Origin of the sequence: Bradyrhizobium sp. LHD-71, assembly GCF_031157255.1 — a bacterium.
Taxonomy (GTDB): Bacteria; Pseudomonadota; Alphaproteobacteria; order Rhizobiales; family Xanthobacteraceae; genus P52-10.
Genome location: NZ_JAVIFX010000008.1, coordinates 95,840 through 107,806, shown reverse-complemented (window position 1 = coordinate 107,806; position 11,967 = coordinate 95,840). Strand labels below are relative to the sequence as shown.

12 protein-coding genes are annotated in these 11,967 nt (G+C 62.4%); 5 read left to right on the top strand and 7 right to left on the bottom strand.

Features of this window, described 5'->3' with window-relative positions:
* The first annotated feature begins 80 nt into the window (after window positions 1–80).
* Window positions 81–1,004: a transcriptional regulator GcvA gene (gene gcvA / locus RCO31_RS10900; protein WP_308968344.1), complete on the top strand. Its 924-nt coding sequence runs from the start codon at window positions 81–83 to the stop codon at window positions 1,002–1,004.
* Window positions 1,005–1,271: 267 nt separating this feature from the next.
* On the opposite strand, the gene RCO31_RS10895 is transcribed toward gcvA, so the two are convergent.
* The 7 genes from RCO31_RS10895 to RCO31_RS10865 all read right to left on the bottom strand — a co-directional run bounded on the left by RCO31_RS10895 (window position 1,272) and on the right by RCO31_RS10865 (window position 8,204).
* Window positions 1,272–2,462 carry a CoA transferase gene (locus tag RCO31_RS10895; RefSeq protein ID WP_308968343.1) on the bottom strand — a complete coding sequence of 397 codons (1,191 nt, stop codon included), beginning with the start codon at window positions 2,460–2,462 and terminating at the stop codon, window positions 1,272–1,274.
* A 6-nt stretch (window positions 2,463–2,468) separates the two neighbouring features.
* Complete coding sequence (locus RCO31_RS10890) at window positions 2,469–3,971, bottom strand: tripartite tricarboxylate transporter permease (RefSeq protein ID WP_308968342.1); 1,503 nt, start codon at window positions 3,969–3,971, stop codon at window positions 2,469–2,471.
* Complete coding sequence (locus tag RCO31_RS10885; RefSeq protein ID WP_308968341.1) at window positions 3,968–4,432, bottom strand: tripartite tricarboxylate transporter TctB family protein; 465 nt, start codon at window positions 4,430–4,432, stop codon at window positions 3,968–3,970. The genes RCO31_RS10890 and RCO31_RS10885 overlap by 4 nt, the downstream gene beginning before the upstream one ends.
* Window positions 4,433–4,487: 55 nt before the next feature.
* Complete coding sequence (locus RCO31_RS10880; protein ID WP_308968340.1) at window positions 4,488–5,459, bottom strand: tripartite tricarboxylate transporter substrate-binding protein; 972 nt, start codon at window positions 5,457–5,459, stop codon at window positions 4,488–4,490.
* Window positions 5,460–5,680: 221 nt separating this feature from the next.
* The gene (locus tag RCO31_RS10875; RefSeq protein WP_308968339.1) at window positions 5,681–6,535 is read right to left on the bottom strand and encodes a MaoC/PaaZ C-terminal domain-containing protein; all 855 of its coding nucleotides are present in this window, start codon (window positions 6,533–6,535) and stop codon (window positions 5,681–5,683) included.
* 38 nt (window positions 6,536–6,573) lie between these two features.
* Complete coding sequence (locus RCO31_RS10870; RefSeq protein ID WP_308968338.1) at window positions 6,574–7,023, bottom strand: OB-fold domain-containing protein; 450 nt, start codon at window positions 7,021–7,023, stop codon at window positions 6,574–6,576.
* Window positions 7,020–8,204 carry an acetyl-CoA acetyltransferase gene (locus RCO31_RS10865; protein WP_308968337.1) on the bottom strand — a complete coding sequence of 395 codons (1,185 nt, stop codon included), beginning with the start codon at window positions 8,202–8,204 and terminating at the stop codon, window positions 7,020–7,022. Before RCO31_RS10865 ends, RCO31_RS10870 begins: the two co-directional genes overlap by 4 nt.
* Window positions 8,205–8,444: 240 nt before the next feature.
* On the opposite strand from RCO31_RS10865, the gene RCO31_RS10860 reads away from it, so the two are divergent.
* The 4 genes from RCO31_RS10860 to RCO31_RS10845 are packed head-to-tail and all read left to right on the top strand — an operon-like array spanning window position 8,445 to window position 11,929.
* The gene (locus RCO31_RS10860; RefSeq protein ID WP_308968336.1) at window positions 8,445–9,404 is read left to right on the top strand and encodes an SDR family NAD(P)-dependent oxidoreductase; all 960 of its coding nucleotides are present in this window, start codon (window positions 8,445–8,447) and stop codon (window positions 9,402–9,404) included.
* 11 nt (window positions 9,405–9,415) lie between these two features.
* The gene (locus RCO31_RS10855; protein ID WP_308968335.1) at window positions 9,416–10,429 is read left to right on the top strand and encodes an ABC transporter substrate-binding protein; all 1,014 of its coding nucleotides are present in this window, start codon (window positions 9,416–9,418) and stop codon (window positions 10,427–10,429) included.
* Window positions 10,430–10,463: 34 nt separating this feature from the next.
* Window positions 10,464–11,138, top strand: a complete 675-nt coding sequence (locus RCO31_RS10850) for a nitroreductase (RefSeq protein ID WP_308968334.1) — start codon at window positions 10,464–10,466, stop codon at window positions 11,136–11,138.
* Window positions 11,135–11,929: an enoyl-CoA hydratase/isomerase family protein gene (locus tag RCO31_RS10845; RefSeq protein ID WP_308968333.1), complete on the top strand. Its 795-nt coding sequence runs from the start codon at window positions 11,135–11,137 to the stop codon at window positions 11,927–11,929. The genes RCO31_RS10850 and RCO31_RS10845 overlap by 4 nt, the downstream gene beginning before the upstream one ends.
* Window positions 11,930–11,967: the final 38 nt, after the last annotated feature.

Genomic DNA, 11,967 nt, shown 5'->3' with positions numbered 1-11,967 from the left:
GCTGATGCCCAATCCGACAACGCCGCGCCGGCGCGGTTGATAAGAACAGATCGACGGAGGAAGCAGTTATGAAGCGACGCATGCCGCCCCTGAATCATCTGCGAGCCTTTGAGGCTGCCGCCCGTCACGAGAGTTTCACCAAGGCCGCCGACGAATTGAACGTCACGCAAGGCGCGGTCAGCCGTCACATCCGGACTCTCGAAGACTATCTCGGCTTCGAATTGTTCGATCGCGGCACCAGCGGCGTGCATCTATCGGACGCGAGCCGGCAGTTCGCCGGCGTGCTGACGCGCGCCTTCGACAACATCGACAAGGCGACCGAAACGCTCGCAAAGGATCGCCGCCGGACGATCCTCGAGATCCGCGGATACACGAATTTCCTGGTGCGCTGGCTGCTACCGAGGCTGCCGGATTTTCAATCGTCGCATCCCCATATCGAAATCAAGCTTTCAAGTGGACGCGAGGAGCTCGAATTCGGAAAGGACGGGCCCGACGTCGCGATCCGCTACGGGCACGGCCAATGGGACGGCCTGCACGCAGACCTGCTCTTTGAGGACGAGCTGCTGCCCAACTGCAGCCCGGCGCTCGCCGAGAGCGTGCCGCTGCAGAAGCCGGAGGATCTGCTGAAGGCGACGGTCTATCACTCGCATTTGCGTCGCCAGGAGTGGCCGCGATGGTTCGGCCTGGTGAGCAAGGAACCGTTCATGCCTGCGCAGGAAGTCTATACGGAGGATCTGGCTGTCGCACATCAATGCGTGCTTGCGGGTATGGGCATCGGCCTTGGCCAGCGCGAATACATTGCCGACGACATCGCCAACGGCCGCCTTATCGTCCCCTTCAACATACCGCTGAAGCGAAAAGCGGGCTTCTACTGCGTCTATCCGGAAAGCCGAAAGAACCTGCCGAAGGTCACCGCATTCCGCGACTGGCTCCTGTCGCGCCGCACGCCCGCAGTAAAGCCGCAGATCGTTTCCATTGCGCAGCAACGGCGTCTGGTCGCCTGAAACGTGATGAGATTGGGTTGGGCAAAGTGAACTTCGAGCGCTAACGCTGTGCCCTACATTCGGCGTCGTCCCTGCGAAGGCAGGGACCCATACAAGGTAACGTCAGTGAGACTGGAAATGCCTGTCGCCTCCCGGCAGCAGCCGCCGCGCTCGACAACAGCTCGGTGTTCATAGGTCCCCGCCTACGCGGCGACGACGCTGAAGATGTGGCACTGACCTCATCAACATAGTTTCATCACACCCGAAGCTGCACGCCGCGCGCATCCTCTATTCGGCGGGCGACTTGGCGATGCCGCGCGACAGCAGATCGGAAATCTCCCTCTCTGCGACACCGAGTTCGGCCAGCACCTCACGGCTGTGCTGGCCAACGCGCGGAGACGCAGACAGCGAACCATACGCGGTCGCACGCAACGTGCCGGGGATGTTGGGGATCGGCACCTCGGCATCGATGCCACCCTGCCGCATCCAATCCAGATAACCGAGATCCCGCATCTCCTGGTCCTGAAGCAGGTCGTCATAGCTACGGATCGGAGCGTGCAGCACGTCAGCGTTCGTCAGCCGTTCGACCCATTCCGCAGTGGATCGCTGCAGGAACTCCCGGCGGATCAGCGCCATCAGTTCCTCCTCATGCTGCACGCGGCCATCGCGAGTGGCATAACGCGGATCGACCGCGAGCGTCTCATGACCGATGGCCCTGCAGAAAGCGACGAAATGTTCATCACGATTGACCGAAATGCTGATGAAGGAATCCTTCGTCTGCAGCACGCCGAGCGGCACGTACATTACTTCGGGAAGGCCGCCTTGAAAGTGATGCTCGATGAGCCGCGCCGCCTGAAACGCCGTCGCGCATTGCAGCAGGCTGCAATCGATGTACTGTCCCCCGCCGAAACGAAAACGCCGCATCAGCGCGGCCATCACCGCCTGGCAGGCATAGAGTCCCGTCACCACGTCGATCGCGACCATCGGAAACCGCTGCGGCAAGCCGTTGCGGTCCTTGTTGAGGCTCATCAAGCCCGAATAGCCCTGGATCACCGCATCAGTCGCGGGCCGTTCGATGTTGGCGCCGGTCTGGCCGAAACCGGTCACCGAGAGAAACACGACGTTTTCATTCAGGCGCTTGACGCTGTCGTAATCCAATCCGAACCGCTTCATCACGCCGGGCCGGAAGGCTTCAATGATCACGTCGGCCCGTGCAACCAGCCGCCGCGCGATGTCCCGGCCTTCGCCACTCTTCATGTCCAGTGCGAGCGATCGCTTGCCGCGGTTGTAGTAGATGGAGAACGCGGAGGAGTCGCCGTAGCTGCGGCCGAGCGCTCGCGACCAGTCGCCCCGCTCGGTTGGCTCGATCTTGATCACGTCCGCGCCATGCATAGCCATCAGAAGCCCCGCATGCGGACCGGCGACGCCTTGCGAAAAATCAACGACCTTGATTCCCTCGAATGCCAATGGAACGGACATGACGGCTTAATCCTCTTCGAAAGTTTTTGCACGCATGAGGCTCACGGACGGAATGACCGCAAAGGCGAACAGCAGGACGGCGATCAGCAGCAGCACGGCCGACACCGGGCGCGTCACGAAAACGCTCGGGTCGCCGAACGATATCAGCATCGCGCGACGCAGATGCTCTTCCATCAATGGCCCCAGAATGAGGCCCAGTAAGAATGGGGCACCCTCGCATCCGCTCTTTCGCATCGCGTAACCGAACACGCCGAAGCCTGCCATCACCACAACCTCGAAGATGCTGTTGTTGAGGGTGTAGACGCCGACGCAGCAGACGATCAGGATCGTCGGAAACAGGATGCGATACGGCACGTGCAGCAGCTTGACCCAGATGCCGATCATGGGAAGGTTGATGACGACCAGCAACAGGTTGCCGATCAGCATGCTGGCAATCAGTCCCCAAAACAGCTCGGGACGGCTGGTCATCACCTCAGGGCCGGGCGCTATTCCCTGAACCATCATCGCGCCCATGAGCAGCGCCATGATGCCGTTCGAAGGAATGCCGAGCGTCAGAAGCGGAATGAACGAGGTCTGCGCAGCCGCGTTGTTGGCGGATTCCGGACCGGCGACGCCCTCGATCGCGCCATGTCCGAAGCGCGCCGGGTCTCGCGACACCCTTCGCTCCAGCGCGTAGCTCGCAAACGAGCCCAGCACGGCACCGCCTCCAGGCAATATGCCCAACAGGCAACCGATTCCCGTCCCTCGCAGGACCGCGCGATAGGCCTTCGCGACATCGTCTCTGGTCAACCACAGCCGCCCGACCTGGCTGAGAACCTGCCGTTTACCCTGCGTCTGCTCGAGATTGACGGCGATCTCGACCAGACCGAACACGCCCATCGCGACAGGCACGAAGCCGATCCCGTCGAACAGTTCGGGTTGTCCGAAGGTGTAGCGGGCAACGCCGCTGGTCCGGTCGATTCCGATCAGACCGATGAACATGCCCATCATAATCGCCGCGATCGCATTCAGCAGCGAGCCTTGTGCCAGCACGATGGCGGCGACCAGACCGAGCACCATGAGCGCAAAATATTCCGGTGAACTAAACCCGCGGGCGAAGTCCGCGAGCACCGGACCCCAGAGCGCAATCACAAAGCTTCCGACGATCCCGGCAAACAGCGATCCGAGCGCGGCGATCGTCAGCGCGGTTCCGGCCCGACCCTGGCGCGCCATCTGGTATCCGTCGAGACAGGTGACGACGGATGACGCTTCGCCGGGAAGGTTGATCAGGATCGCAGTGGTTGAGCCTCCGTACTGCGCGCCATAATAGATTCCGGCGAGCATGATAAGCGACGTCACCGGATCAAGCCCGAACGTGAACGGGAGCAACAAGGAGATCGTTGCCGTGGGGCCGAGCCCCGGCAGAACGCCAATCAGCGTCCCGAGCGTGACGCCGAGTAGACAGAACAACAGGTTCGACGGCGTCGCCGCGACCGAAAACCCCGCCAGCAGGCTCTCGACGAGAGTCATTCCAGCCACCACCAGAGCCGGATTGGCTGCCCCAGCAAGAAAACGAACACGACCGTACTCGCGATCGACAGCGTTGCCGCCAGCACCAGCCGCTCGCGCAGGGAGGAATCCGCCGACGCGAATGACGCAAGAACGGCGACCACGAAGGTCGTGCAGACGAGTCCGAGCCGCTCCAGCAGAAATCCGAACAGCAGGCTTGCCGCAGTAATGACCGCCAACGGCCGCAGGTTCATCGCCGGCAACTTCCGTTTCGGGCCGAGATACGCTCGCGCGCCCAGCAGCAATGCAATGGTTATCAGCAGCCAGCTGATGCCGAGCGGCAGGTAGCCCGGCCCCATCGCCGAGGCCTGCCCCCAGGCGAGACCGCGTCCGAACCAGAGGCCCGCAAGTCCGACCGCGCCGACAAGCAGCGCGGCCAATACATCCTGTCGATCGACTGCCGCCGGCGCCTTCGAGGTCATCGCGAGTCCGGGGTCCGAAGATTGAAATGTGTCATGATCACCACGCCGCCGTTCCTCACTGAACGACAGGAATTCCGGCCTTCGTCACCAGCATCCGCCACTTCACCTTGTCCTCGGCGATCACCTTGCCCAGTTCCTCCTGCGATACTGGCCAGACGGTCATCCCAAGCCCGTTCAGGCGGGCGTAGATTTCGCCGTCCTTGAGCGCATCCGTGAACAGCCGATTCAATGTTGCCACCGTCTCGCGCGGGACACCGGCCGGTGCCACCAGTCCCTGCCAGGCGATGAACGAATATCCTGCAACGGTGTCGCCGATGACCGGAACGTCCGGCAGCTCCGGCTCGCGCGCCTGCGACGATACGCCGAGCGCCTTCAGATCCTTGCGCTTGAGGTAAGGATTGCTCGTCATGACGCCGTTGAACATCATCGTGATCTGACCATTCACGAGGTCAGACATCGCCTGTTCGGTGCCTTGATAGGGAATGTGCAACAGCTCCACACCCGTCATCGTCTTGAACAGCTCGGCCGCCATCCGGCTCGATTGATTGCCTGAACCGAAGCTGAGTTTACCCGGCGATTTCCTGGCCAGCTCCACGATATCCTGCACCGAATTCGCCGGATAATCCGGCTTCACCACGAGCACGTACGAATTCAGCGCCACGCCAGTGACCGGCGTGAAGCTCTTGACCGGATCGTAAGGCAGGTTCGCATTCATTGACGCGGCAGCCGACATGGCAGTCGTTCCGGCCATCAGCAAGGTGTACCCGTCAGGGCGTGCCCGCGCCGCTTCCGACGCGCCGATGATCGCATTGCCCCCGGGCTTGTTCTCGACCACCACGGTTGCGCCGCTCTGCTTCTTGATCTTGTCGGCAAGCAGGCGGACAATGATGTCCGCGCTCTGTCCTGGCGGAAACGGGACAATCACGCGAATGGGCTTTGACGGGAAATTGGCTCCCGCTCCTTGTGCGCTTGCCGCGGATACACCGATACAAGCAGCCGCCACAGCAAGAAGTACATTGCGCAGCATCACGACATCCTCCCCCTCGATTCCGTGAGATCGTCATCGACTTCGTCGTGACGACGCAGTCGCCCGTGCATTCTCAGCGTCGTCCCCGCGAAGCGGGACCCAGTCTCCAAGCCTCAGATCTCTGAACTGGATGCCCGTTTACGTGGGCATGACGGCAGAGATTCGGCTTGTCTCCGCAGCATTGAAGGCCAGCGACCCGGATCGCAGCAGAAGCAAATCCGTCAGGCGTTCAGCAGACATCTGCCGTTGTTGAGAACGGTCACGTTCCGCGCCGGTACGCGGCAGCGGAATGAAACGATGTTGCCGTCGACCCAGATGTCGGTCTCGATCGTCTCTCCGGGATATACCGGCGAAGTGAACCGCACGCCGAATTCACGGATTCTCGTGTGATCGTATTTGCACACGTGCTTCAGGACTTCCCGGCACGCAATCGCATAACTGCACAACCCGTGCAGGATCGGCGCTTTGAAACCCGCCCGCTCCGCCAGCGCAGGGTCGGCATGCAGCGGATTGCGATCGCCGTTCAGTCGATAGAGCAGCGCCTGGTCCGCGCGCGTTTCCGTCACACCTTTCAGGTCTGCGGCGCGGCTCGGCACTTCATGGGGCGTCCGCCCCGCGCCGTTCGGCCCGCCGAAACCGCCGTCGCCTCGCGCAAATGTGGTGTTGACCAGAGTGATCAGCGGCGTGTCCTTGCCCACCTCCTTGATCACGCTCTCGACATAGATGATCGCTCCTTTGCCCGGGCCCTTGTCATAAGCCTCGGCGATGCGCGCGCTCGCCACCAGCCTGGCCGATGGCGGCAATGGTCGATGCAGAGTAAGCCGCTGCTCTCCATGCAGAACCTTCGTCCGGTCCAGACCGACATCGAGCAGCAGATTGGGACGTGCAACCACGCAGGCCTGCGTCGGCACTGTCTTGATCCCGCCCTTCTCGAACACGTAAGCCAGTTCGTCCTGGTTGAGCGGATCGCGCCCCATCCCGATGCTCAGCGCATAGAGCATGCTGTCCCGTTCACTGTATTCGAACGTGGCACCGTCGAGCTTCAGGCTCATCAGCTTTTCATAGGTGACAGGCATGCGAGCACTCTCCAGTAAGATATCCGGCGGACCTCAGCTCAATCTGCGACCTTCCAGTGCAGCAGGGCGTACGCCGGCTCAGTGCCATCGTGCTGTTCGAACACACCGACGACCTTGGCACCGATTGTCACAGGTTGTTGCGCATCGCCCAGGAGATTGCCGATGACCCGGACGCTGCCGGCGTGCGGCAGTTCGACCACGACGACGATGTAAGGCCCGCGATCATTGAGGACGGTGTGCGTCGGATGCCACACGCGGGTCCAACTGTAGATCGTCCCACTCGGCTCCACGGTCTTCCAGTCGATCTCGAAGGAATGGCAGGCATGGCAGATCCATTCCGGACCCCATTGCCAGGTGGAGCACTTCTTGCAGCACTGAATGCGGAGCGTGTTCTGACGCAGGCCCGCCCAATGCGGGGCACTGAGGCCATCGGCTTCCGGAACGGGAATCGGCAATCCTTCGGGCAGGTAAGAGGATCGAGCGGTCATCCGAGTGCAGCCTCCGAACCGTAGATTGATGTACTCACCGGCGTCACCATCGGGCCAGCGACCACGAGCGCCACCTCGGCGTCCTTGACCTGGTTGAACGACGTGCCACGCAACTGCCGCACAGCCTCGGTATGAAGCTCGAGGCCATGCATGTAGCATTCGGCAAGATTCCCGCCGCTGGTGTTGAGCGGAAGCTTGCCGGTTTCCGCCGTCAGGTTCGGCAGCTTGAGCACGTCGTTGGCTTCTTCCGCCTTGAACAATCCGTGCTCGACCAGGCTCATCAGCACGCCGCCAGTGAAATTCTCGTAGCACTGCACGACATCCACATCCTTCGGCGTGACCTTTGCCATGTCATAGAGATGCGGAGCCACGGTCGTGAAATGCGAGCTGCCGAAATCCGGCGTGTTGGCCGCGGCGGCAGCGGCGCGATAGGGGCCACCGGCTGCCGCACCGAGCAGGAAGGCAGGCTTCTGCCGCATATCCTTCGCACGCTCGGCGGAAACGACAATCACAGCAGCGGCACCGTCGTTCTCCTGGCAGCAATCGTACAGGTGGTGCGGCTCCGCGATCCAGCGCGAGGCGTCGTATTTCGCCTCGTCGAGCGGACGGCCGTGCATCACCGCACCCGGATTCTTCTGGGCATGATGGTAGGATGCGAGCGCAATGGCGCGAAGCGCTTCCTGCTTGATCCCATGCTCGTGCATGAAACGCATCGCCTTCATGGAATAGCGCTGCGCCGGCGTCATCGCGCCGTATGGGACGGACAGAGACATCTCGCCCGTAACGGTCTTTGCGCCTGCGCTGCGCCCAAAGCGGGCGAATTGTCCCTGGGCGAGCGAGCGATAGGCCACGACACAATCGGCCATTCCGGTGGCGACTGCCGCTGCCGCATTGGCGATCGCCGCTGCGCCTCCGCCGCCTCCGCCGCCCCATTGCATGTTGGAGAACCGCAATTCCCTGCAGCCGAACGCCGCCGCGAGCCTGGGCGGCTCGTTGCGATCGTTTGAATAGGAGGAGAAGCCGTCGATGTCGCGAGGGTTGATTCCCGCATCCTCGCAAGCCGAAAGGATCGCCATCAGTGCGAGCTTGAACTCCGGGTCGGGCGACTTTCCGTGCTTGTAATACTTGGTTTCGCCGACACCGGCGATTGCCGTCTTGCCGCGAAGCGTTCGCTCGCCCATCTGCGCACCTGCTCTGTCGGTTGCCCTTGACGCGATCGGCGCGACGTTTTGTCCACCAACCGGCCGGCTACATCGGCACGAAACTAACGGGCGCTCTCAACCGCGGGCAAATTAGGAATCCTATCGACCCTCGTGCAGAAAAGTCATTCGGCCGTCTCGATGCCGCTCTGCTAGCCTCATCTGTGAGAACGATTGCTTGGGCCGCACGCAATGATCGCGACGGCAGCACAGGAGACGGCCATGCATCTCAAGGGGAAAACAGCCATCGTAACCGGCGCCGGCCGGGGAATCGGGCGCGACGTCGCTCTCCTCCTGGCCAGGGAAGGCGCAACCGTCCTGGTCAACGATCCCGGCGTCGGCCGCAGCGGCGAGGCGACAGGTGAACGTCCGGCCGACGATGTCGTCGCCGAGATCAGGGCCTCGGGCGGCAAAGCCATGGCAAATTACGACTCTGTCGGCGACCATCAGAAGGCCGGACAGATGGTCCGCAAGCTCGTCGAGGACACCGGCAAGATCGACATTCTCGTCAACGTTGCGGGCATGTTACGCGAGCGCATGATCTGGAACATGTCCGAAGAGGACTTCGATGCCGTGATCAATGTGCACCTCAAGGGACACTGGAGCATGTCCCACCACGCCATCAAGTACATGCGCCAGGCAGGCTACGGGCGCATCGTCAACTTTTCCTCCGACGCGTTCAAAGGTTCGGTCGGCCAATGCAATTATAGTGCGGCGAAGGCCGGCATCATCGGCCTCACACGCTCGATCGCCAAAGAAACTTCGAAGTTCGGCATCACCTGCAATGCAATCTGCCCGATGGCAGACACGCGCATGGTGATGAACGACGCGGTGATCGCCAACAGAAAACGCAAACTCGAAGCCGGCCTGATGACCAAGGCGGAGTACGACCGCGCTTCCGAACCGCGCGGACCGGAACATATCGCCCCGATGGTCGCCTTCCTTACCACCGATCAGGCCGACACGATCAACGGCCAGGTCTTCCATGTCGAGAAGGGCCGCATCAGCACATATTTCTATGGCGAGGACATGAAAGCGATCGTCAACGACGGCACGCTATTCACGATCGATCGGTTGACCCAGTTGATTCCTGGCACGTTGATGAGCGGTATCGTGCCCGTGGTGCCACCGGTCCGGATGCAGGACGCCGTCAAGTCCACCGATGCGAAGAAAGCCGGCTAGGACTCGATGAGATGAGATTTGCATCAGCCATCACACGCACTCATTTTCTCGCGACTGCTTTCGGTGCGATGCTGCTGCAATCTGCCGCGCAGCCCGTCGCAGCGCAGACACCGACGGAGGTTTCCGTGGCGGTGAGTTCGACGAGCTTCGTTCTCGGTGGCGTACGGATCGCCGAGAATGCGGGGATCTTCGCAAAGCACGGCGTACGACCGAAGATCATCGTCATGGAGAGCGGCAATGCGGCGATGTCGGCGCTGATCTCGAAATCGGCGGATTTCGCGATTGCGGGCCCGCCCGAGGCCCTCGCAGCCCGTGCCCGCCGGCAAGACATCGTGATTGCTGCGAACCTTTATCGCGGCCTGGCGGGATCCATCGTGGTGCTGAAGACCAAAGCCGCGCAGCTCAACATCAAGGCCGATGCGCCGATCGCGGACAGGCTGCGTGCGCTGTCCGGTCTGCGCGTCGCCTTCCCGAGCGCAACATCGTCGTTGCTGGGTCCGATCCGAAGCGCGGCCGACACCGTGGGTGCAAAGATCCAGTACACCTATATGGCTCAACCGGCGATGGTCGCCGCCCTCGAGACCGGCGCAATCGACGCGATGATGGCAAGCTATCCTTTTGCGGGCGTAACGGTGCTCAAGGGCACCGGGCTGATCTGGATCGACGGCCCGACGGGCGAGCTCCCCGAGGCGGCGCTGCCGACCAGCTCGTCATCGCTGCTGACGAGCGGCGCCTACGCGAAGGCCAACGGCGACGTCGTCAAGCGCATGCAGCAGGTAATCGTCGAGAGCGGTGAGTTCATCAAGAATAAGCCCGACGACGCCAAGCGCGCGCTTGCCGCGGGCTACAAGGATCTCGACGACAAGGCGATCGACATCGCCTTTGCCGAGCAATGGCGAAACTGGACGCACCCCCGTTTCTCTGCAGCCGATATCACCCATGAAATCGGTCTGTTGGAAAAATCGGGACAGGTCCCGGGCCTGAAAGATATTGATCCGGCGGCGATGCTGTTGCAAATGCCCTGACGGACCATCGCCTCGAACTGCAGTGAAGCATCTCATGAACGTGACCGAAGCCGTGCTGAAGCGTCAGGCCATACGCGCATTCCTGCCAAAACCCGTATCCGCAGACGTGGTTCGCACGCTGCTCGATACCGCCAGGCATGCACCCTCCGGCGGCAATCTTCAGCCGTGGCACGTCTACGCGCTCAGCGGCGCGCCGCTCGACGACTTCATCGCCGAGATCGCGGCTAAGCTGGCGCGTAACGAACGCGAGACAACCGAGTACGAAATCTACCCGCGCAATCTGTGGGAACCCTTACGCGGCCGCCGCAGCAGGGCCGGCGAACAGCGGTACCGTGCGCTCGGCATCGGCCGCGAAGCGAACGGACAGGCCGTCCTCGAGGAGCGCAACTTCCGGTTCTTCGGCGCGCCGGTCGGCCTGTTCTTCTGTCTCGACCGGCGCGTCGGACCGCCGCAATGGTCCGACATCGGCATGTACATGCAGACGCTGATGCTGCTCGCGACCGAGCGGGGCCTTGCCACCTGTCCGCAGGAAGTCTGGGCCAACTGGCCGAAGACCATCCGCGCCTTCCTCAAGCTGCCGGATGAACTGATGCTGTTCGCCGGCATGTCGCTCGGCTACACGGACGAGACGTCAGCGATGAACAGCTATAGAACGGAGCGGGAAGAACTCTCAAAATTCGCAACGATGATTGGATTCGGCACCCCATGAGCGACACAGCCAACGGCGTCATCGACACCCTGGAGAACGGCATCGCCGTCCTCACCCTCAACGCGCCTGCTCGAAAGAATGCTCTTTCCACCGAGGTCAGGTTCGCGCTGCTCGCCGCGATGGAGAAGTACATCGCCGATCCAGCTTGCCGAGCGATGGTGCTGACTGGCGCGGCGCAGACATTCTGCGCCGGCGGCGACATCTCGCAGATGAAACCGCCTCCGGGCGTGACGCCGCGCGACTACTCGCTCACGCGGATGAAGGCGCTGCACGATTCAGTCCGCCATATCGCCGCCGGTCCCAAGCCGGTCGTCGCCGCGGTGGAAGGCCATGCGGCGGGGGCCGGTATGTCGCTTGCGACGGCTTGCGACTATGTCGTCGCCGCAGAGGACGCACGTTTTGCGGCCTCGTTCGGCAGGATCGGCCTTGCCGCCGACTGCGGGCTGCTTTGGTCGCTGCCGAACCGCGTCGGCCACGCGAAGGCGCGCGACCTGCTGCTGACCGCGCGCACCGTTGCGGCCAGCGAGGCGCTGCGGCTCGGACTTGCGGACGAGGTTGTGGCCAAGGGTGCCACCCTCGCGCGCGCCATCGAGAAGGCCGCCAGCTACGCCACCACCGCGCCGCTGGCGATCGCCCTGACCAAGCGCGTCATGGCCGGAGAGCTCGACGACCTCAATCTCGCCCTCGAAAACGAGATCGAGTGGCAAGCCGAGCTGCGCGCAACCGCCGACCATCAGGAAGCCCGCGACGCGTTCCTGCAGAAGCGATCGCCGAAGTTTCAGGGACGCTGAAAATTCCCGGACAGCGGGGCTGATCGAACGTGTCACCG